Annotated in this window: 15 protein-coding genes; 4 read left to right on the top strand and 11 right to left on the bottom strand. The window is 35.2% G+C overall.

What is annotated here, in order from left to right; genetic code table 11:
* Window positions 1–194 precede the first annotated feature (194 nt).
* The 3 genes from ACQVD9_RS11885 to lptG all read left to right on the top strand — a co-directional run bounded on the left by ACQVD9_RS11885 (window position 195) and on the right by lptG (window position 4,838).
* Complete coding sequence (locus ACQVD9_RS11885) at window positions 195–2,123, top strand: MFS transporter (protein WP_264746166.1); 1,929 nt, start codon at window positions 195–197, stop codon at window positions 2,121–2,123.
* Between the two features lie 466 nt (window positions 2,124–2,589).
* Entirely contained in the window at window positions 2,590–3,711 is a 1,122-nt protein-coding gene (lptF, locus tag ACQVD9_RS11890; protein WP_264746167.1) for an LPS export ABC transporter permease LptF, read from the top strand.
* Window positions 3,708–4,838: an LPS export ABC transporter permease LptG gene (lptG, locus tag ACQVD9_RS11895; RefSeq protein WP_264746168.1), complete on the top strand. Its 1,131-nt coding sequence runs from the start codon at window positions 3,708–3,710 to the stop codon at window positions 4,836–4,838. Before lptF ends, lptG begins: the two co-directional genes overlap by 4 nt.
* 68 nt (window positions 4,839–4,906) lie before the next feature.
* On the opposite strand, the gene ACQVD9_RS11900 is transcribed toward lptG, so the two are convergent.
* From ACQVD9_RS11900 to ACQVD9_RS11915, 4 genes are all read right to left on the bottom strand, one after another.
* Window positions 4,907–6,592: an NAD-dependent malic enzyme gene (locus ACQVD9_RS11900; protein WP_264746169.1), complete on the bottom strand. Its 1,686-nt coding sequence runs from the start codon at window positions 6,590–6,592 to the stop codon at window positions 4,907–4,909.
* Window positions 6,593–6,628: 36 nt separating this feature from the next.
* Entirely contained in the window at window positions 6,629–8,359 is a 1,731-nt protein-coding gene (gene poxB / locus ACQVD9_RS11905) for a ubiquinone-dependent pyruvate dehydrogenase (RefSeq protein WP_264746170.1), read from the bottom strand.
* Between the two features lie 98 nt (window positions 8,360–8,457).
* Window positions 8,458–10,008: an SPM autocatalytic domain-containing protein gene (locus ACQVD9_RS11910; RefSeq protein ID WP_264746171.1), complete on the bottom strand. Its 1,551-nt coding sequence runs from the start codon at window positions 10,006–10,008 to the stop codon at window positions 8,458–8,460.
* An 85-nt stretch (window positions 10,009–10,093) separates the two neighbouring features.
* Window positions 10,094–12,214, bottom strand: coding sequence for an EAL domain-containing protein (locus tag ACQVD9_RS11915; RefSeq protein WP_264746172.1), 2,121 nt, complete (start codon window positions 12,212–12,214; stop codon window positions 10,094–10,096).
* A 262-nt stretch (window positions 12,215–12,476) separates the two neighbouring features.
* On the opposite strand from ACQVD9_RS11915, the gene argF reads away from it, so the two are divergent.
* On the top strand, window positions 12,477–13,388 hold the full coding sequence (gene argF, locus ACQVD9_RS11920) for an ornithine carbamoyltransferase (protein ID WP_264746173.1): 912 nt from the start codon (window positions 12,477–12,479) through the stop codon (window positions 13,386–13,388).
* A gap of 51 nt (window positions 13,389–13,439) precedes the next feature.
* Here argF and ACQVD9_RS11925 read toward each other — a convergent pair whose 3' ends face one another.
* From ACQVD9_RS11925 to clpX, 7 genes are all read right to left on the bottom strand, one after another.
* On the bottom strand, window positions 13,440–14,651 hold the full coding sequence (locus ACQVD9_RS11925) for an O-succinylhomoserine sulfhydrylase (RefSeq protein WP_264746174.1): 1,212 nt from the start codon (window positions 14,649–14,651) through the stop codon (window positions 13,440–13,442).
* A 30-nt stretch (window positions 14,652–14,681) separates the two neighbouring features.
* A complete protein-coding gene (gene purF / locus ACQVD9_RS11930) occupies window positions 14,682–16,187 on the bottom strand; it encodes an amidophosphoribosyltransferase (protein WP_264746175.1) in 1,506 nt (501 codons plus the stop codon).
* A 19-nt stretch (window positions 16,188–16,206) separates the two neighbouring features.
* Entirely contained in the window at window positions 16,207–16,755 is a 549-nt protein-coding gene (locus tag ACQVD9_RS11935) for a CvpA family protein (RefSeq protein WP_264746176.1), read from the bottom strand.
* A 62-nt stretch (window positions 16,756–16,817) separates the two neighbouring features.
* Window positions 16,818–18,722 carry a SurA N-terminal domain-containing protein gene (locus ACQVD9_RS11940; RefSeq protein WP_264746177.1) on the bottom strand — a complete coding sequence of 635 codons (1,905 nt, stop codon included), beginning with the start codon at window positions 18,720–18,722 and terminating at the stop codon, window positions 16,818–16,820.
* A gap of 113 nt (window positions 18,723–18,835) precedes the next feature.
* The gene (locus ACQVD9_RS11945; RefSeq protein WP_201094861.1) at window positions 18,836–19,108 is read right to left on the bottom strand and encodes an HU family DNA-binding protein; all 273 of its coding nucleotides are present in this window, start codon (window positions 19,106–19,108) and stop codon (window positions 18,836–18,838) included.
* 80 nt (window positions 19,109–19,188) lie between these two features.
* Complete coding sequence (gene lon, locus ACQVD9_RS11950; RefSeq protein ID WP_264746178.1) at window positions 19,189–21,588, bottom strand: endopeptidase La; 2,400 nt, start codon at window positions 21,586–21,588, stop codon at window positions 19,189–19,191.
* Between the two features lie 104 nt (window positions 21,589–21,692).
* The gene (gene clpX / locus ACQVD9_RS11955; RefSeq protein ID WP_264746179.1) at window positions 21,693–22,979 is read right to left on the bottom strand and encodes an ATP-dependent Clp protease ATP-binding subunit ClpX; all 1,287 of its coding nucleotides are present in this window, start codon (window positions 22,977–22,979) and stop codon (window positions 21,693–21,695) included.
* Window positions 22,980–23,056 lie beyond the last annotated feature (77 nt).

Raw genomic sequence — 23,056 nt, forward strand, 5'->3', positions numbered from 1 at the left:
AAATTACTAGCAACCAAATAATAACTTTCTTAGCTAGTTTGCATTAATTAAATTATAATCTGCTTTTTTAAACATATAAACATAACTGTTTGTATATAAATCTTCTCATAATTGAAACTATTGTTTCAATTTACAGGAAACAATTTTTCGGTAACACTAATCAGGTGAAGAACAATAATTGATAGGAATTCTTGATGTCAGAACATTCGCAGTTTACATTGTTAAAGGAACGTCGTTATCTTCCCTTTTTTATTAGTCAATTGGCTGGTGCCTTTAATGATAATGTATTTAAACAAGCACTAATACTAGCTATTATCTACAAGTTAACTTTTAGTAATTTTTTAGATCAACAGGTTATTACTAGTCTATTTCATGGTGGTCAAATAGATAAAGACTTATTAGTTAATCTTTGTGCCATTGTCTTTATTCTGCCCTTTTTCTTATTTTCAGCTTTAGGCGGACAACTGGGTGAAAAATATGAGAAATCACTACTTATTAGAAGAATAAAGATAGCAGAAATAATCACTATGATAATAGGTGCTGTAGGGCTATTTCTAAGCAGCTTCGTACTGATGCTTATAGTGCTATTTGCTATGGGCGTTTTATCAGCACTATTTGGCCCAGTTAAATACTCGATTTTGCCACAACACTTAAAAGACTCTGAACTTATTGGCGGCAACGCATTAGTTGAAATGGGCACTTTTTTAGCGATTTTAACAGGTACTTTATTAGCAGGCGTTTTAATGACTGGTAATGGTCCTTATGCTTATTATATTAGCTTTTGCATATTACTGATCGCTATCATAGGCTACCTTGCTAGTAGAAAAATTCTACATAGTCCTGCCCCCATGCCTAACCTTAAAGTCAGTTTCAATGTATTCTCTCAAACATGGAAAACAATGCAGCTTGGCTTTAATCAAAAACTCGCTGTTTCTCGCTCTATATTAGGTAACTCTTGGTTCTGGTTTCTAGGTACAATTTATATTACTCAAATGCCAAACTATGCAGAAAAAGTACTCAATGGTGATCCTAGTGCTTACACCCTTATCCTTATCGTATTTTCTGTATCTATTGCTTTAGGTTCAATTCTTTGTGAAAAGCTATCAGGACATAAAGTAGAAATTGGTTTAGTACCCTTTGGTTCAATTGGTCTTACTGTTTTCAGTATTCTACTGTGGTGGCACTCCTATACCCTACCAATGGTTGGAGGCGTTAGTAATACTTGGTTAACACTGCTTGCACACCCTCAAACTTGGTTTGTTTTAATTGATATTTTTGGTATTGGTTTATTTGGTGGTTTCTATATTGTACCGCTTTATGCCATTATGCAATCTCGTTCAGCTCCTGAAGAACGTGCAAGGGTAATTGCTGCTAATAATATATTAAATGCCTTATTTATGGTTTTGGCTTCAATAGTAGCCATTATCCTGCTTAGTATTGCAGGTTTAAGCATACCTCAGCTATTCTTAGTGGTAGGTTTAATGAATATTGCAGTAAATGCTTATATTTTTAATATCGTACCTGAATTCACTTTACGTTTTATGATGTGGTTAACTTCTCACTCTGTTTATAATGTGTCTCATCAAGGATTAGATAATATCCCTGAAAAAGGGAGCTGTGTTATTGTTTCTAATCATATTTCTTATGTGGATGCATTATTGATTGGGGGCGCCATTAAGCGACCTATTTGCTTTGTAATGCATTATAAAATTTTCAATATGCCTATTGTAAAATTTGCTTTTCGCAAAGCGAATGCTATTCCCATAGCCGGATATCGCGAAGATAAAGAAGTTTTTGAAAAAGCGTTTATTGAAATAGCTAAAGCCTTACAAAAGGGGCAACTAGTCTGTATTTTTCCTGAAGGAAAACTCACTACTGATGGTGAAATTGCTGAGTTTAAGGCAGGTATAGAAAAGATCATTAAAGAAACCCCTGTACCTGTAGTTCCTTTAGCTATTCAAGGACTTTGGAAAACATCATTTAGCCGTAATCCAAAACGAAAAATATTAAGAAGTTTTGGAGCGCCTATCAATATAATAGCTGATAAAGCTATTCCTGCTGAGCAAGTAACTAGGCAATTACTACAAGAAAAAGTACAAGAATTAAGGGGCGATAAGGCTTAATAGCCTTATCACGCTATGCTATCTATAACTTAGCTACCCTCTTTTAAATCAAGCTCTTTTACTGAGCGTCTAGTAATAACAAAAGTAACAATACCAGCAGCCATATCAATAGCCCTAATCTTTTCCCTATAGCAAATTGAATTAAAAAATAATGGATTATCATTTAATAAAGCCTAACCAACTTATACAATATGCTAAATATCTTAGAGAAAAATAATTATTTAAATACTTTTATATACTTAAATAAGTACTTTTTAATAGCCAACAACTCAAAACACTATTAAATTAACTAGTTAACTCGCGCATTAGTCGTTAAATAAAACTTATATAATAATTAATAATCATTTTTCTCTTATTCTTGCTGTCCTACTTAAAATTTATCAAGACAAAACCACGTTTTTTTAGGATAATGAGGGATTAGTATTTTCTAACCCAAATATCATTTGACTGATTGGAGTCATTTAGCTTGATTGTTTTACGCTACCTTACTCGCGAAATTCTAGTGACCTTATCTGCCATTAGCTCTGTGTTACTTATTATCATTATGAGCGGCCGCTTTACCAACTACTTAAAAGATGCGGCTCAAGGTGGTATAGACTCTAGTATTCTACTTTGGATCATGTGGTACCGACTACCTGATTTTCTATACTTAATCTTACCGCTAGGCCTCTTCTTAGGCATTTTATTAGCCTATGGACGTATGTATCTTGACAGTGAAATGGTAATTTTAAGTAGTTCAGGTATTAGTATTCGTAAAATATTTGTTTATACCCTATTACCTACAGCGATTATCACTCTTATTGTTGCTTGGTTGTGCTTTAGTTTAGGCCCAGCAGGTATGAACAAGTTCAGAGAACTTATTAAAACTCAAGACTCAATGACAGAGTTTAATACCTTAATTCCTGGTCACTTCCAATCCTTTGAAAAGTCAGATGCTACTACTAAAACTTATCGTGTTACCTATACTGAGTCGATGTCACATGACAAAAAACATCTAACTAATATTTTTATTTCTCAAATAGACACTAAAAAAGATACTGAAGAACACGTTTCAACTAATGTACTGTCAGCAAAAACAGGACAAATTGAAATACAACCTGATAATTCCCGTTATCTTATTTTAAAAGATGGTTATCGCTATGATGGTAACCCTGGGCAGGCAGATTATCGAGTTACAGAGTATAAAATTTATGGCATCTTATTACCCAAACCTGAAATTAATATTGACTTAAAATCAAATGCTTTAACGACAACTGAGTTAATGAAAAGCGATAAATTAGAAGATCGTGTCGAACTAAATTGGCGGTTTTCTATGCCCATACTGGTTATAATTATTGCTATGCTTGCTGTACCTCTAGCTAAGGTAAATCCTCGGCAAGGTAGGTTCTTTAAATTAATTCCAGCTATTTTTCTCTATATGCTATATCTAGGCCTCTTAATTGCTGCAAGAGGACAAATGGATAAAGGAAAATTAGCCATTTTCTTTTTCTGGATTATCCATTTTATCTTTCTAAGTATTGCGCTAACTCTATTATATTGGGATACGATTAGAATTAAATTTCGTAAACCTCAAGGAGTAGGCATATGATAGGAAATCGCTTAGAACGCTATATTGCTGGTAGTATTTTAAACAGTATACTGATTATTATCTTTATTATTATTTGCTTAGCTTCTTTATTTGCCTTAGTTGACCAAGTAAACGACTTTAAAAATAACTACGGTATTTTACAAGCTTTACAATATGTTGCGCTAACAGCACCCCGTAGACTATATGATAACCTACCAATGGCATCCCTAGTTGGAAGTCTTATTGGTTTAGGAACATTAGCTAGTCGTAGTGAGCTCACTATTATGCGAGCCGCAGGAATGTCCACAGGCCGTATTGTTTATGCAGTAATGAAGCCTGTATTCGTTATTATGATTGCTAGTGTACTAATAGGTGAATATGTTATCCCAAAAACGGAAACAAAAGCATTAGCAAACAAAGAGTTAGCTATTAGCTATAATATTGATCAACAAGTTATAGAACAAACCCTATTGGAAGGTACTTGGCATCGTCAAGGCAATGAATACATACGTATTAATAGTGTACAACCCAATGGTCTATTATTTGGTGTAACTCGTTACTATATAAACAATCAAAAAGTAAAATATGCAATCTACGCCAAACAAGCTATTTTCCAAAATAATGAATGGCAACTAAAAGATAGTGTTACTACTTGCTTTAATGATGATCATACTAAAACCATAGAACATACTTCTGAAAACTGGTTAACTCCTACGCCTAGTTGCGAGATGGCAGATATTCAAGGAAAAGTTACACCTATTGATATCACTCCAGAACTACTCAATACTATCAATAGCAATCCTTCTAACTTATCAATTGCTGGCTTATGGAAATATATTCACTATTTAGAAGATCAAGAATTAAATAATGATAACTATTGGTTAAAATTCTGGGAAAAACTACTACAACCTATTAAAACACTAGCCTTGGTACTGTTAGCAATTTCCTTTATTTTTGGACCACTACGTAGTGTAACAATGGGACAACGCATCTTCATTGGTGTTACCATTGGCTTTGTATTTAAGATTGTTCATGATCTACTGGGACCAGCTAGCTTAGTATTTAATTTTCCGCCATTACTTGCGGCAATAACACCTAGTGTTGTGTGTATTATTATTGGTGCTTACTTACTAAAAAGAAAACGTTAACTATTTATTAATACTCAAATAAAAAGGCTCAATAAATTATTGAGCCTTTTTTATTTAATAACTTATCTTTACAGAGATGCTCGACGATAATTGCGATACTCTGGTTTCCAGAAATTCATCTCTATCGATTGCTTAATTTGCTCATCTGTAATCTCTAAAGCAACACCGTCTTTTTGTGCTTGTTTAGCTACCGCAAAAGCAATCTTTTTAGTTACCTCTTGAATATCACTCATAGCAGGTAAAATAGCGCCTTCACCTGTTAACACAATAGGAGAACAAGCGGCTAAAGCATCAGCAGCAACCATCATCATAGTTTCAGTCACACGTTTAGCCCGTGCAGCAAGAACACCTAAACCAACACCTGGGAAAATATAAGAGTTATTACATTGAGCAATAGCAATTTCTTTATCATTAATATGTACAGGACTAAAAGGGCTACCTGTAGCAACTAATGCATCACCATTGGTCCACGTTAAGATTTCTTTAGGTGTTGCTTCAATACGAGAGGTAGGATTTGAAAGAGGCATTATCAAAGGTTTAGCACAATGGCTATGCATGGTTTTGATCACTTCTTCTGTAAATAAACCACGTTGTGCTGATACACCAATTAATATGGTTGGTTTAGCATTTTGTACTGTCTCCAGTAAAGAAATATCTTTACCTTCTACATTCCAACTTTTAACATTTTCTGCCTTATGCGCTAAACGTTGCTGGAAGTTTGGTAAATGAGACATTTCATCAGTAAGTAAGCCCCAACGATCGACCATAAATATCCGTTGGCGTGCTTGCTCATCTGTTAAGCCTTCTAATACCATAGCACTGACAATTTGCTCTGCAATACCACAACCCGCTGAACCAGCACCTAAGAACGTTACCACTTGTTCTGATAACTTTTCACCTTTAGCTTTACAAGCAGCCCACAATGTACCTACTGCAACTGCTGCTGTACCTTGAATATCATCATTAAAACAACAAATTTCATCTTTGTATTTTTCTAATAATGGTAATGCAGTGTGTTGCGCAAAGTCCTCAAACTGTAATAAAACACGAGGCCAACGACGTTTTACAGCTTGAATAAATAAATCAACAAATTCATAGTACTCATCACCAGAAATACGTTCATGACGCCACCCCATATACATAGGATCATTCAATAAATCAGGGTTATTAGTCCCCACGTCTAACACAATGGGTAATGTGTAAGCGGGACTAATACCACCACAAGCCGTATAAAGTGATAGCTTACCAATAGGGATACCCATACCACCTACCCCTTGGTCACCTAACCCTAAAATACGCTCGCAATCACTCACCACAATGACTTTAACATTCTTTTTAGTAGCACTATGTAAAATATCGTCGATATTATCTTTATCGGGATAACTAACGAAAATACCACGATGATTGCGATAAATTTTTGAAAACTCCTGACATGCTTGCCCTACCGTTGGGGTATAAATGATAGGCAGCATTTCTTCCAGATGATCTTGTACTAAACGGAAAAATAATGTTTCATTATCATCTTGAATAGAACGCAAATAAACATGACGCTCTAAATCATTGTTACACAAATTATACTGATCATAAGCACGCACTACTTGTTCTTCGATCGTTTCCATTGTGTATGGTAATAAACCAGTTAGATTAAAATCTCGACGCTCTTCACGGGTAAAAGCACTCGATTTATTTAACAAAGGAGTTTCCAGTAAACCTGGACCTGAATATTGAATATATAAAGGACGCTTGTTAGCCATATATAACCTTCTCTTTTTACAACAGATAAGCCTTAATTATTTAGCTCTAAATAAATTTGTTTTTATCAACTCTCTAATTTCATCACCTCGCCCACTTAAAATAGCCTTTAACATATAAAGACTAAATCCTTTGGCTTGTTGTAAATTAATTTTAGGTGGAATCGATAATTCTTGTGTTTCTGTATGCACATCTACAACCACAGGCCCATTATACTCGAAAGCCTCTTTTAATGTGCTATCCAATTGGTTTGAAGATGTTACCTGATAACCTTTAACACCACAAGCTTCGGCTACAGCAGCAAAATTTGGACTATTTAGATGAGTAACATCATCCATTAGCCCTGCTGCTTTCATCTCCATAGCCACAAACCCTAATGATTTATTATTAAAAACAATTACTTTTACAGGTAATTTTTCTAATGCCAAAGTTGATAATTCGCCCAATAACATAGATAAACCACCATCACCAGCCAAAGCTATGACCTGTCTATCAGGAAAAGCTGCTTGTAAGCCTATTGCTTGTGGTGTGGCATTAGCCATTGAACCATGAGAGAAAGAACCTGTTAAATAACGCTTACCGTTCATTTTTAAATAACGTGCAGCCCACACAGTAGGAGTTCCTACATCAGCAGTAAATAAAGCATCCTCATCAGCCAATTCAGATACTCTTGCAGCTAAGTATTGTGGATGTAATGGCCGATCCTCTGCGTTAGGGGTAGCTAATTCATCCAATGACTTACGAGCTTTATGATAATGCTCTAAAGCCTTTACTAAAAAACTATCATCTGTTTGTGCAGTCAACTTAGGTAATAATAAATCTAGGGTAGATGATATGTCACCCACTAACCCTTTAAGTAATGGCGTCCTTCTACCTAAATGCTCTCCCCTTAAATCAATTTGAACAACATTACCATGTTCAGGATAGAAATTACGATATGGGAAATTACTACCCAGCATTAATAAGAAATCACACTCTTTTAACGTATGATAACCTGATGAAAAACCAATAAGACCTGTCATCCCCACATCAAAAGGATTATCATACTCTACAAAAGGCTTACCTCTTAAGGCGTGTACTACAGGCGCTTTAAGCTTCTCAGCCAAAGCAACTACTTGATTATGTGCATAACGACAACCATAACCACAAAGGATAGCAATATTTTTAGTATGATTTAACAGATCAGCTAATTGCTCTATTTCTTGTACTGGTGGCACTACAATAGGTAATACAGGTGTAGACCATTGAACTTTTTGAACAGTAGCTTCACTAAAAGCCACATCACCAGGTAAGACAATAACTGAAACACTGCGTTTAGTTAAAGCAGATCGTATGGCTGTTTCTAATACCCTTGGGAATTGTTCAGCACTTGAAACCAGCTCACAGTAATCACTACAATCTTTAAATAAAGATTCAGGATGGGTTTCTTGAAAATAACCAAGCCCTAACTCACTACTTGGAATTTGTGCAGCAATGGCCAACACAGGAGCATTCATTCGTTGAGCTTCAAACAAACCATTTATCAAATGTAAATTACCTGGCCCGCAAGATCCAACACACACACCTAATTGATTAGTTGCATCAGCATATGCACTGGCAGCGAAAGCTGCTGCCTCTTCATGACGCACACTTTGCCACTTAATCTGGTTACGTTTTCTTAGGGTCTCAGTTATGGCATTCAGTGAATCTCCTGGAACACCCCAAACTGATTTAACACCAACCTGTTCTAATGTCTCCACCAAAATATCAGCAACTAATTTAGTAGCCATTGTAATTCTCTCTTTTATTTATAAAACTATATTAGGTTTGTCATAATTTAACCTGTAAAGTTTCCTAAAAAAGATTAACAATTAGTTTTAGATGATAACTACCAAGTTTTAGAAATTTTTCCTGCCGCACAGTCTCTAACTTGCTGATCAATAATATTGCCTGGCTTTACACATTCTGACATATGTCGTCTACGTGGATAATCAATAGCTTTTTGCGGCTTTCTAAAATACTCCCCTGTATTAATTTGATCTTGCAGACTTTTATCTACCCATTGTTGTTCAGATGAAGTATCCGATTGTATAGTTTTTTGTTTACCAACCCCCTCTGAATCTTGTAGCTTTTTAAATAAGTTCTCTACAATCATATCGTATTTTTTACGAATACTTACTCTTTGCTCAGAAGAAAAACTCAACCTATCACTAGAAAGTAATATTTGTTTTTTAGTACCATCTTGATTAGCTGCAATCGTCTGACTCATTATTACTTGATTTCCTAAACTAATTATTAAATGTAACTCCCAATTTTGAGTAGTTCTATTTAATACTTCTGTTTTAGAAAAATATAGTTGCTGTTGCCCTGTAAATGCTTCAATTGCCATAAGTTCAGTAACTGCTTTTTGATTATCTGAAGCTATCTCAGAATATTTATCAAAATTCAAGTCTTTGGCTAATTTAATATCAAACTTTGGTGTTGAAATACTTTTTAAACGACTCTCTAAATAAGGACTTTCAAATGTCTTTGACCATTCAAATACAATTTGATCCATTTGATTGAATCTTCTATCTGCTAATTCTGTAGCAAAATAATCTACTACTAAGGGATATAAATCAGGATTCTGCGTCACTGCCTCCTGTAAATCTCTTACATAGCCAAAAACTCTTATATCAGGCAGTTTTTTAGCATTGCCAGAAACAGCTAATTTACTAATAAACTCCCTGTAATAAGGATCTTGAAAAAGATTTATCTCAATAACAGCTCCTTTGGAGCCATCTTCTCGTATAAACTGTCCCTGCTTAGTAATAATACTTTTATTAATACTTTTATTAGCATTAGCCATAGAAGCAATACTAATAGACTTAATACCTAATTTTTGCAAACTTTGTAATTCATCCTTATCAACAAGTCCATTTTGGTTGGTATCTAACCAAACATACAAATTAGCAAAATCTATATCTAATTCATCTAACTGATTATCTGAATTAGTGTCTAAATCTTGCAATGCATCATAACCACTATTAGCTAATCGTCTATTTACTTTTAAATAGCGATAACCTATTAATTCTATGTATTTTCCATCATAGCTTTTCACCAATAAGCCAGCATTTCCCATTGGCCATTCAGTACCTACTTTTACATCTTTATCAAATGCAAATAGTAATTTTTCATCTACTGGTAATGTTTGTAAAGGCTCATCTGTTAAATTAATAACGATTTGCCCCGTATTTATCATAGGAATATTAACTGTTTTAGGAGCAGTACTAACTATCTGATCATCTTGCTTATTAAATAATTTACTACCAAAACTTGTAAAAGTTAGTACATAAAAAGCAATGCCTGCAACCACTATAATAACGATAGTAATTACTAATAATAATTCTAATACTGTAAAACCCGATGTTTTTCGAGAAAGCTTTGAAATAGACAACATATATCCTTTACTACGACAAATCAAAATGTCTCAAATAAAGTTTATTATTGTACCCTTTCCAATCTATAAAGTGCATAATTTATTATTAAATTTGTCGACTACTTTGCGCTACGAGCAAAGCTTGTAATGAATCAAAGGTTAAGGGCTTGCTAAATAGATAACCTTGATATAAGTAACATCCTTTTTCCTCTAAAATCGATAATTGATCAACTGTTTCAACGCCTTCTGCTATGACTTCAAAATCTAAACTATTTGCCATAGTAATAATTGCACTCACAATACCTGAGTCATGAATATCTGTAGTAATTGTATCAACAAAGGCCTTATCAATTTTCAACATATCAATGGGTAATTTCTTTAAATAAGATAATGATGAATAACCTGTACCAAAATCATCAATCGCAAAGTTCACACCTAACTTTTTTAAAGCATACATTTTTTCAATAGTATTATTAGTTTCTTGAATAACAATACCCTCTGTTACTTCTAAAGTGATAGCTCTTTTAGGAATATTATATTGTTTGAGGGCACGCTCAATAAGGTCATAAAAGCCTTCGTGTTGTATCTGTTTAGGGCTTACATTAACACAGAATTTAAAATCTAATAATGAAATAGCTTTATTATCCATTAATTTTGCATATAAACGACAAGCTTCTAAAATAATCCACTCACCTACCTCAATAATTAACTGAGTTTCTTCAAGAATATTAATAAAATGCTCAGGTGAAAATACATCTTTTCCTTGTACCCACCGAATAAGCGCCTCTGCGCCTGTAATTTCATGTGTTCTTGAGAAAACCTGTGGATGAAAACAAAGCTTAAATTCTTTATTTTGTAAAGCTTGACGCATCTTTGCTTCAATACGCATACGTTGTACAACAGCTGATTGCATAGAGCTTCTAAAAGTAGCAATCATATTTCTACCTAGCTCTTTAGCTTTATATAAAGCAATATCAGCTCTTTTAATTAGCTCAGAAGTATTAACACCATGCTCAGGAATAATAGTTACTCCAATACTGGTAGAAATTTGTAGACGATATGCATCAATCAGCATGGGTTCTGATAAAATTTCTCGAATCCTTTCTGCTGTCATTAATACCTGTCGTTCTACCTCATTAAAATCACCTTCTAAGCGAGTAAGTAGAATAATAAATTCATCCCCACCTACACGAGAAACAGTGTCATTAGTACGAATACTGGCTTTCAAACGTGTAGTAACGATCTTTAAAACAGCATCTCCTATAGGATGCCCAATAGAATCATTAATATTTTTAAAATGATCTAAATCTAGAAACAGCAAAGCAGCATGTAAATTATAACGTTGTACTAATTTAATTTGCTGCTCTAAACGTTCATACAACAGAGTACGATTAGGTAAATTAGTTAAAGGATCATGATAGGCAAGATGAATAGCTCGACGCTCTGCTTTACGTAAATTCGTCACATCATGCCCTACCATCATTACATAATTTTTACCTTCCGTACAAAGAATATCAACTACGAATTTAATAGGCATATAGCCTACTTCTTGGCGATATAGCGCAGTCTCTAATAATTGAGGTCCATCTTCTTTAACTTTCTTTAGAAAATCTGTTCGCTCTTCAACTGAAGCCCATACGCCTATATCAAACTCTGTTTTCTTCAATAAATTTGCTTGTTGATACCCCAAAAGATTTTGAATTGCTTCATTTACCTTAATATATTTGGCAGTTTGAAAATCAGAAATAGTAACCACATCAGTAGTAGGATCAAATGCTGAAGAGAACTCTCTTTCATTAACATTAAAAAACCTTTCTACAGTCATTAAACTATGACTATAATAAAAAGTAGCTAAAACAGCTAATCCCCCATTAAGACGAACTATTTTGGCACACAACTCGCCTGTCAGAACATCACCATCTATAGTAGATAATTGAATATCTGTCAGCTTAACTGTACGTTTTTTTAGAATTAATTTGACAACTTTATTTCTTGAAGACTCTTGCCAAATACCCAAATCAGCAATAGGCACGCCTACTACTTGTTTCATAGACCAGCCCAATATCCTTTCAAAAGGCGCATTAACTTCAATAATACGTCCTGTACGAATATCTACTAGAATTAAAGGCTCTCGTATTAAAGACTTTAACGTAGAATATTGTTGCCAAGCATCTAGCATATAACGCTTAAACTGTTTACGCTCAGCGATATCTTTTAAAAATCCCATTTTCAATAACCTGATTTGGTAGGCAATCTCTGCTGATAACTCATTACTAAAATATCTATTATCCTTATAACACTACTATACACTATTACAAGCTAAAGATTAATTAACTAACCTCTTAATTAATCTAAAGTCCTATAGTTATTCTTTTATTATAAAAGATTTTATGACATAATCCTTCATTTACATCAGTTCTTACCACTATTATAAAGACTATAATTGTAATCAATTTAATCTCTTAAATTAACAGCAAGGTAATATTTTTATGAGTGTACGGCACTTTTTGTCACTATTTGATTGCTCAAAAGATGAATTAAAGAAGCTAATCAAGCGCGCCATAGAATTAAAAACAATGCGTCGTGATAATATACCTCACAACACACTAAATGGTCGTATTCTTGGGATGATTTTTGAAAAATCATCAACCCGTACCCGTGTTTCCTTTGAAGCAGGTATGATTCAACTGGGCGGCCAAGCTATTTTCTTAGCCTCTCGAGATACTCAATTAGGGCGTGGAGAAACTATTCACGATTCAGCCATTATTATTTCTAGTATGGTTGATATGGTAATGATTAGAACCTTTGCTCATGACAATGTTACAGAGTTTGCTAAGAACTCAAAGGTGCCTGTTATTAATGCACTTACAGATGATTTACATCCCTGCCAACTACTAGCAGATATGCAAACATATTTCGAACAACGTGGTGATATTGCTGGTAAAACAGTGGCTTGGATTGGTGATGGTAATAACATGTGTAATAGTTATGCAGAAGCTGCCGTACAATTTGATTTCCAATTAAAAGTAGCCTGCCCCAAAGGCTTTGAACCTAATCCACGCTTTGTAGAATTAGCAAAAGGCCGTGTACAAATTACTGATGATCCTAAAGAGGCTGTGGCTGGTGCACATTTAGTTAGCACGGATGTATTTGCTTCTATGGGGCAAGAGGATGAAGCTGCAGAACGTTTAGAAAAATTCAAAAACTTCCAAGTGACTGAACAGTTACTTGATTTAGCCAGCCCCGATGTAATTTTTATGCACTGTTTACCTGCTCATCGTGGAGAGGAAATTAGCGAAACGTTATTAGATGATTCCCGCTCTGTAGTATGGCAACAAGCTGAAAATAGACTACATGCTCAAAAAGCTTTGCTTGAATTTCTTTATCAACAAGCTTATTAATTCACAAAAAAGCAGGCTTTAAGCCTGCTTTTTTATTTCTAGAAATTTAAACTAAACAGCCGCTAAACCTCTAGCAAGATCTACTTTAATATCTTCAATATCTTCAAGACCCACCGCAATACGAATCAACCCATCTTTAATACCTGCTTTTGCTCTTGCTTCAGGTGACACTCTACCATGTGTAGTAGTTGCTGGATGAGTAATTGTCGTTTTAGCATCACCCAGATTAGCTGTAATAGAAATCAGTTTAGTAGCATCAATCAAACGCCAAGCAGCTTCTTTTCCTCCCACTACATCAAATCCTAATACGGCACCAAAACCTTGTTGTTGGCGCTTAGCCAAATCATGTTGAGGGTGATCTATAAGCCCTGCATAATATACTTTTTCAACATTAGGCTGTCCTACTAACCATTCTGCCAATAACAACGCATTATCACTATGGGCGCGCATACGTAATCTTAATGTTTCTAATCCCTTTAGAAAAACCCACGCATTAAATGGGCTCATTGTAGGACCAGCTGTTCTTAAAAAACCTACTAACTCTTTCATATGCTCTGCACGACCTGCAACAGCACCACCTAAACAACGACCTTGGCCATCAATATATTTAGTTGCAGAATGCATTACAATATCAGCGCCCAATTTAATAGGTTGTTGCAATGCAGGGGTACAAAAACTATTATCAACAGCTAACAGCACACCTTTACTATGGGCTAAATTTGCTAATGCAGTAATATCAACTAATTCAGATAATGGGTTAGAAGGTGACTCGGCAAAAAACAATTTAGTATTTTGCTTACATGCCGCTTGCCAGCCAGCTATATTTGCCAATGGCACATAATCAACTTCAATAGCAAAACGTTTAAAATATTTTTCAAATAAATTGATAGTAGAACCAAACACACTTTGTGATACCACTATATGATCACCAGCATTACACAAGCTCATTACTAACGCTAAAATAGCAGACATACCAGAGGCAGTTGCTACCGCCTGTTCAGCTCCTTCCATAGCAGCCAAACGTTGCTCAAAATTACGCACGGTGGGATTAGTATAACGCGAATATACATTACCTTCATCCTGACCAGCAAAACGTGCGGCAGCATCAGCAGCTGAAGCAAAAACATAACTTGAGGTTAAAAATAAAGCCTCGCTATGCTCTCCTTCAGGACTTCTTGCTTGCCCAGCCCTAATTGCTAAAGTATCTAATCCAACATCTTGCAAATCACTGTCTAAGCGACCTGCTTGCCATTTATCAGTCATGCTACTACTGTCTCATTTCAATCGTTGTTACTAGTTATTATGTAACTCAATAATTGCCGTTTCTGCTTTCTTTTTCGCAAGCATTTTATCATTACGTTCTTCTTCAATATGATTTAAATACTCGGCATTTACATCACCTGTTACATAATGACCATCAAATACTGCACAATCAAAATCATGAACATCAGAACCTTCAAAACGTACAGCTTCTTTCAAATCTTCTAAATCTTGATAGATTAACCAATCTGTACCGATTAAATCAGCCACTTCTTCAGTAGTACGATTATGTGCAATTAACTCGTGTACGCTAGGCATATCAATACCATATACATTAGGATAGCGCACCGCAGGGGCTGCTGAACAAAAATAAACCTTCTTAGCACCTGCATCTCTTGCCATTTGAACAATTTGCTTACAAGTAGTACCACGTACAATGGAATCATCTACCAGTAATACATTCTTATCTTTAAACTCTAAATCGATAGCATTCAGCTTTTGTCTTACTGATTTCTTACGTTCCGCTTGGCCAGGCATAATGAAAGTCCGTCCAATATAACGGTTTTTCATAAAACCTTCTCTAAACTTAACCCCTAAATGATTAGCTAACTCTAAAGCAGAAGTTCTACTAGTATCTGGAATAGGAATAACCACATCAATATCATGATTTGGACGTTCCCTTAAAATTTTCTCCGCTAGCTTTTCACCCATTTTTAAACGAGATTTATAGACGGAAATGCCATCCATAATAGAATCAGGACGTGCTAAATAAACATACTCAAAAATACAAGGTGTAAACTTCTCAACCTCTACACATTGCTTAGTAAATAATTCACCATTTTCTGTAATATATAATGCTTCACCAGGTGCTAAGTCACGAATTAATGTAAAACCAGACACATCAAGTGCTACACTTTCAGAAGCCACCATATACTCAGTGCCTAAATCTGTCTGACGATGGCCATAAACAATAGGACGAATACCATGAGGGTCACGAAAAGCGACAATACCATGGCCTAAAATCATTGAAACTACAGCAAAACCGCCTCTACAACGGCGATATAATGCTGTTACTGCATCAAAAATATCATCGGGTGCCAAATGTAATTTTTTAGATTTAGCTAACTCATGCGCAAAAGCATTAAGTAGTACTTCAGAGTCAGACGTTGTATTTACATGACGTAAATCTGATGCATAAATATCTTTTGATAATTGCTCCACATTAGTTAAATTACCATTATGTGCTAAAGTAATACCATAAGGAGAATTTACATAAAAAGGCTGAGCTTCCGCTGAGCTAGAGGAACCCGCAGTAGGATAACGAACATGTCCTATACCATAGTTACCCACTAAGCGTTGCATATGTCTCGTGTGGAATACATCTCGAACTAGACCATTATCTTTACGTAAAAATAATTTATTATCTTTACAGGTTACAATGCCCGCTGCATCTTGACCACGGTGTTGTAAAACAATTAAAGCATCATATAGTGCTTGATTGACATTTGTTTTTCCTACAATACCTAAAATGCCACACATGAACTAAACCCTCACTACGCTACTCAGAAGATGATGATACAGGTAAATCTATATTTGGTTGAAGTGGTATATCAACTGGCTGCGGTACAGATTGCCAACCACCCAAAACAACATTTTTTGACCAATTAGCAGCAACCAAAAAAGGAGGTATTAATTCAGACTCTTTCCACCAATCAGACTCACTGGCTGGTGTATCCATTAATAAACCAACAAATATCACAATGGCTATACCACCCCTTGCCGCGCCAAAAAACATGCCAAGGAAACGATCTGTTCCTGAAAGCCCTGTTGCTTTAATCAGACGTGCTAATACAAAATTTACAATAGCTCCTACTATCAGGGTTAAAATAAATAAAATACCACAACTAATAACAACACGTATCCAAGGAATTTCTATACTAGGTGTAAGATAATTAGCAAAAGAACCGCCATATAACCAAGCAACGACTACCGCCATTATCCAAATAATCAGTGATAAAATTTCCTTAATAAAACCTCTCCATAAGCTAATCACTGTTGAAATAATGATGATGCCAATAATACACCAATCAATTTCATTAAATATCACTGTTGATCTCACTTCGTATAATCATTAAAAGCAGCTTAACTGCTGCTTTTAATATGATTTGCTTAGTCTTCACTATCAAAATATTTGATTTCAGCATTATCTTTCAAATATTGCCTATACTCTTCCCAAAGTTTATTTGCAGAATCATTATCTGCTAATGTTTGGTACTGTAATTTATCTCCATCAGATAAAGAACCTGTAAACTCATTTACTTTAGACAAGGCAATAACTGCATAGTTACCATTTTTTAGGGTAATACCATAAACGCTAGGTTTATCCCCTGTAGGTTTTGGCATTGCAAATAATGACTCTAATATTTCAGGTGAAAGTGATAACTTTTGAAACTCTTCTGCAGATAACTGCAAAGGTTGTTTAACAGATTTAAAGGCTTTCCAAGTATCATTAACCGCTATTTTTCCAGTTTTTACATCAGCAACTAATTGCTCACCTTCTGATGTTGCTTTTTCTTTCTGTAATGCTACTTTAATGTCTGGTGTCGCTTGTTCCAATGTCATATTAGAAGGCTGTAAATGCTCCTTAACATGAACAATAATAGAAGTATTAGGTGTTACTTCAATAATTCCACTATTTTCTTCATTCTTTAGTAAGCTCTCACTAAACGCTGCTTTGATTACTTTGTCATTACTGGTAATAACATCGTATCCCGTTTCACGTCCAAAAGGTTTGGTTTCTTTTAAGGTTAAATTAAAATCTTTAGCAACTTGCGCTAAGTTATCATAATTTTCATAAGCAGCTGAATCTAGCTTTCTTTGTTCTGCCAAATAAGCTTCATACGCCTTTTGTTGTTTTAGTTCGCTCGCCAACTGCTCACGCAAAGAGTCAAAACTAGGAATAGTGGCTTTTTGAATATCTGTTAGTTTAATAATATGCCAGCCAAAACGTGAACGAACAGGCTCAGAAATATCTCCCACTTTAGTAAGTGTAGTTAATACTGGCGCAAATGCTTCTGGATCAGGTAAATCATCTGTAGTGACAAAACCTAAATCACCACCTTTATCAGCTGTTCCTGTATCTTGTGATTCTTCTTTAGCAACAGTGGCAAAATCTTTACCCTGCTTTAATTCATTTTCAATAGTATCAATCTTAGTTTTTGCTTGCTCTGCTGATTGATTAGCAGTTATAGGAATTAATATATGAGCGATTCGATGTCTTACTGCTGTTTTATCTAATTCAACTACTTTCTTTGCATAAAGATCGCTTAACTCTTTATCAGATACAGTCGTTTGCTCAAGAAAATTATTTCTATCTAACTCAATATATTCTAAAACCACTTGCTCTGGTGTTTTTAATGTATTTTTATGATCTTCATACCATGTTGCAATTTCTTCATCAGAAATATTGGTTACTTTGTTTGCGTCTAATTCTTTATAAGAGAAATCTCTTGTTTGCTCTAATAATTTAGCTAGATATGAAGCTCTATCATTTGTAACAAAATTGGCATCAACTATGCCACTTTGTAATTGACTCAATAAATTGCGGTCTAATTGATCTCTCACAAACTGTTTGTCAGATCCATAACCATAATTTCTAATTTCTTGCTCAAAAAGACTATAATCAAACTGGCCATTAGTTTGATATAAGGGATTACTTTCAATTGCCTGCTTAATATAAGCTTCTGGTAAATAACTAAACCCTGCATTGGTAGCGGCTTGTACAAGAATACGATAATTGATTAAATTATCAGTTACTAATTTCTTTAACTCTTTAACCGCCTCTGGTGTACCATCAAACTGACCATTAGCACTTAAAATATAGCGCTGCTGCTGATAAGTATCATTAAATTCTGCTGTTGCTATACCCTCGCCATTAACAGAGGCTACCTCACCATCATTACTGACCGCCCTAAAAATAGCTTCAAAACCTGTTAATGCTAGTAAAAGTACAATAACACCAATGATTGTCTTGGCAATCCAACCTTGTGACTTATCTCTAATTTCTTGCAGCATGCCCCCTCCGAAAGTGGCCTAAGCTATTTAACTCATCAATGAATTAACAAAAAAAGGCGCATCTAAAACCAGAGTGCGCCTTTTAGATTTTCTGGAAATCAAAACTACTTATATTAAACTACAGCATCTTTTAAAGATTTACCTGCTTTAAAAGAAGGTACTTTAGAGGCTGCAATTTTAATAGGCTCTTTAGTTTTAGGATTACGTCCAGTACGAGCAGCACGCTCTTTTACACTAAATGTACCAAAACCAACTAATGCTACAGAATCACCAGTTTGTAAAGCTTCAGTAACAGATGCTAAAACTGCATCTAAGGCAACACCAGCTGCTGTTTTAGTAATACCTGCTTTTGTTGCCAAGGCATCTATTAATTCTGACTTATTCACACGCTATCCCTCTTAACTCAAGTTTGTTAAAAAAACAAAGCCATTATACCATATTCGTTAAATGCTTATAGTAGCAAACTTCAATGGGTACTTACATGCTTTGTATCTGCTTTATCATGCTTTTCATCTTTAGTTGTTACATTTCCATCCACAACGACTAAAGGCTCCGGCATATACTGTAAAGCAACTTGCAAAACCTCATCAATCCACTTAACAGGCTTAATTTGTAAGTCACTTAAAATGTTCTTTGGTATTTCCTTAAGATCCCGCATATTCTCCTGAGGTATAATGACAGTTTTAATTCCACCACGACGAGCAGCTAATAGTTTCTCTTTCAAACCACCAATAGCAAGTACTTCTCCTCGTAAGGTAATCTCTCCTGTCATTGCCACATCCGCTTTCACTGGAATAGCGGTTAATGCAGAAACCAAAGCCGTGCACATTCCTATTCCCGCACTAGGCCCATCTTTAGGCGTAGCACCTTCTGGAATATGGATATGAATATCTTTTTTCTCATAGAAATTACTAGGTAATCCTAATGTATTAGCTCTACTACGTACCACTGTTAAAGCAGCAGTAATCGACTCAAGCATTACATCACCTAAAGAGCCTGTTCGGATGGTTTGGCTCTTACCATCAACCACTACCGCCTCAATAGTTAATAATTCACCACCTACTTGCGTCCAAGCAAGCCCTGTTACTTGACCGATTTGATCTTGCTCTTCTGCTTTACCGTAACTATACTTACGTACACCAAGCAACTCTTCCAAATTGGTAGGTTTTACTTTAATCAAAGTAACCTTAGTCTTAGTAACATTCTTTTTAACAATTTTCCGACAAACTTTAGCGATTTGTCGCTCTAAATCACGAACACCAGCTTCTCTAGTATAATAACGAATAATATCACGAAGTGCAGACTCTAAAAAAGACACTTCTTTATCTTTTAAACCATTGGCTTCTAATTGCTTAGGCACTAAATAACGCTGCGCAATATTTACCTTTTCATCTTCGGTATAACCAGGTAAACGAATAATTTCCATCCTATCCAATAAAGCAGGTGGAATATTCATAGAGTTTGACGTACAAACAAACATTACATCAGATAAATCATAATCTACTTCAAGATAATGATCATTGAAGTTATGGTTTTGTTCTGGGTCTAATACCTCTAATAAAGCAGATGCTGGGTCACCGCGCATATCACTTGACATTTTATCTACTTCATCAAGTAAAAACAGTGGGTTTCTTACCCCTACTTTAGTCATTTTTTGAACAATACGTCCTGGCATTGAACCAATATAAGTACGACGATGGCCTCTAATCTCAGCCTCATCACGTACCCCACCTAATGCCATCCTTACAAACTGACGATTAGTCGCCCTAGCAATAGAACCTGCTAGTGAAGTTTTACCAACTCCCGGTGGGCCAACTAAACAAAGAATTGGACCTTTTAATTTCTTAACACGCTTTTGCACAGCTAAATATTCTAAAATACGTTCTTTAACTTCTTCTAAACCGTAGTGATCTTCTTCTAGAATTTGCTCGGCTTTAGGCAAATCTAATCTAACTTTACTTTTTGCTTTCCATGGCACATTAATTAATGCATCTAAATAAGAACGGACCACTGTTGCTTCAGCAGACATTGGAGACATCTGACGCAATTTATTTAATTCCACATGGGCTTTTTCTAAAGCTTCTTTAGACATCCCAGCTTTTTCAATACGTTGACTCAGCTCATCCAACTCATTAGTGCCATCTTCTGATGCTCCTAATTCTTTTTGGATAGCTTTCATTTGCTCGTTGAGGTAGTACTCTCTTTGACTACGCTCCATTTGTTTCTTTACACGAGCACGAATACGTTTTTCTAGCTGTAACAACTCCATTTCGGTATCAAGTTGTGATAGTACATGATCAACTCGATCAGCTAAATCTATAATCTCTAAAATTTCTTGCTTTTGTTCGATCTTCAAGGACATATGGACAGCAATAGTATCGACTAAGCGTCCAGTATCAGTAATATCATTTAATGAAGAAAGCACTTCAGAAGGTACTTTTTTACCTAACTGTACATAATGCTCAAATTGACTGATTAAAGTACGATTAAGCACCTCAACCTTTTCACCCTCAAGCACTTGCTCATCTATTAAGCTAATCGTTGCTTTACAATAATCACTTTTAAGATCAATAGACTCAACTTTAGCTCGCTTCTCACCTTCTACTAAAAGTTTAACGGTGCCATCTGGTAAGCGGAGCATTTGTAAGATAGTCGCATAGGTTCCTATCGTGTAAAGTTCCTTCTCTGAAGGTTCATCATCACTAGGATTCTTTTGTGCCAACAACAGAATTTTTCTATCCCCTTGCATGGCGATTTCTAATGCTTCAATAGACTTCTCTCTACCTACGAAAAGTGGAATTATCATATGAGGATAAACAACCACATCTCTTAAAGGTAATAGAGGCACGTCAGGTGTTATATTCATAGTCAACTCTGGCATGTAAAGGGAATAGGAATTAGTACGTGTAGCAGTATAACACTAATTTATTACATTAAACCCTATACTAAAAAATAATATAGGGCTTAGTATTATTGTGCATCAGATGCTGCTGTTTTTGGTTGTTCATCATTTGTATACATCAACAATGGTTTACCACCAGTAACTACACTGTCATCAATAATGACTTTACTGATATTTTGATGTGAAGGGATTTCATACATTGTATCTAATAAAATACCTTCTAATATAGAACGTAAGCCACGAGCACCTATTTTTCGCTCTAATGCTTTTTTAGCAATAGCTTTTAAAGCATCTTCACGAAACTCTAACTCAACGCCTTCCATTTCAAATAGCTTTTCATATTGCTTGGTTAAAGCATTTTTAGGCGCTATTAAAATCTCAACCAATGCTTCTTCATTAAGCTCTTCTAGCGTTGCAATAACAGGTAAACGTCCCACAAACTCAGGAATTAAACCATATTTAACTAAATCATCTGGTTCTACTTCACTCAGAGCTTGGCTTAATTTTTTCGATGTATCTTTACTACGAACATCTGCACTAAAACCAATACCACCAGGCTCTGAACGGCTTTGAATTACTTTTTCAAGGCCAGCAAAAGCACCACCACAGATAAATAAAATATTTTTAGTATCTACTTGTAGAAACTCTTGTTGTGGATGTTTACGCCCACCCTGAGGAGGAACAGACGCAACAGTACCTTCAATCAATTTTAGCAAAGCCTGTTGTACCCCCTCACCTGAAACATCACGGGTAATAGACGGATTATCAGATTTACGAGAAATCTTATCAATCTCATCAATATAGACAATACCCATTTGTGCCTTTTCTACATCATAATCACAACGCTGTAAAAGCTTTTGGATGATATTTTCAACATCTTCACCCACATAACCAGCTTCAGTTAGAGTAGTTGCATCCGCAATTGCAAAAGGTACATTTAATAAACGTGCTAATGTTTCAGCCAATAACGTCTTACCTGACCCTGTAGGACCAATTAATAAGATATTACTTTTACCTAATTCAATTTCATCATCTTTACGATCACGACGATTTAAACGTTTATAGTGATTATAAACAGCTACTGCTAAAATCTTTTTAGCACGCTCCTGACCAATGACATATTGATCTAAAATACCACTAATTTCTTTTGGTGATGGCAACTTCTGATCATCATTACCAGAAACTTGCTGATCCTGAATTTCTTCACGGATAATATCATCGCACAGACCGACACATTCATCACAAATAAAGACGTCTGGGCCTGCAATCAGCTTACGAACCTCATGCTGACTCTTACCACAAAAAGAACAGTAAAGTAACTTACCGTTGTTGTCACTATTATGAATATCAGTCATTCAATTAATCCAAATTACTTATACATTACACAGAATAAATGGGGCTAAATTTACTATTTTCAAGTCAATTAGTTAAC

It is taken from the genome of Entomomonas sp. E7T21, from assembly GCF_058693955.1.

What these genes read in the sequence shown, in the direction of transcription:
- poxB (WP_264746170.1), bottom strand. Translation starts at nt 8,359, where the DNA reads ATGGCTACTAAATTAGTTGCTGATATTTTGGTGGAGACATTAGAACAG.
- ACQVD9_RS11915 (WP_264746172.1), bottom strand. Translation starts at nt 12,214, where the DNA reads ATGGGATTTTTAAAAGATATCGCTGAGCGTAAACAGTTTAAGCGTTAT.
- purF (WP_264746175.1), bottom strand. Translation starts at nt 16,187, where the DNA reads ATGTGTGGCATTTTAGGTATTGTAGGAAAAACAAATGTCAATCAAGCA.
- ACQVD9_RS11940 (WP_264746177.1), bottom strand. Translation starts at nt 18,722, where the DNA reads ATGCTGCAAGAAATTAGAGATAAGTCACAAGGTTGGATTGCCAAGACA.
- clpX (WP_264746179.1), bottom strand. Translation starts at nt 22,979, where the DNA reads ATGACTGATATTCATAATAGTGACAACAACGGTAAGTTACTTTACTGT.
- ACQVD9_RS11900 (WP_264746169.1), bottom strand. Translation starts at nt 6,592, where the DNA reads ATGGCTAACAAGCGTCCTTTATATATTCAATATTCAGGTCCAGGTTTA.
- ACQVD9_RS11885 (WP_264746166.1), top strand. Translation starts at nt 195, where the DNA reads ATGTCAGAACATTCGCAGTTTACATTGTTAAAGGAACGTCGTTATCTT.
- ACQVD9_RS11925 (WP_264746174.1), bottom strand. Translation starts at nt 14,651, where the DNA reads ATGACTGATAAATGGCAAGCAGGTCGCTTAGACAGTGATTTGCAAGAT.
- lptG (WP_264746168.1), top strand. Translation starts at nt 3,708, where the DNA reads ATGATAGGAAATCGCTTAGAACGCTATATTGCTGGTAGTATTTTAAAC.
- ACQVD9_RS11910 (WP_264746171.1), bottom strand. Translation starts at nt 10,008, where the DNA reads ATGTTGTCTATTTCAAAGCTTTCTCGAAAAACATCGGGTTTTACAGTA.
- lon (WP_264746178.1), bottom strand. Translation starts at nt 21,588, where the DNA reads ATGAATATAACACCTGACGTGCCTCTATTACCTTTAAGAGATGTGGTT.
- argF (WP_264746173.1), top strand. Translation starts at nt 12,477, where the DNA reads ATGAGTGTACGGCACTTTTTGTCACTATTTGATTGCTCAAAAGATGAA.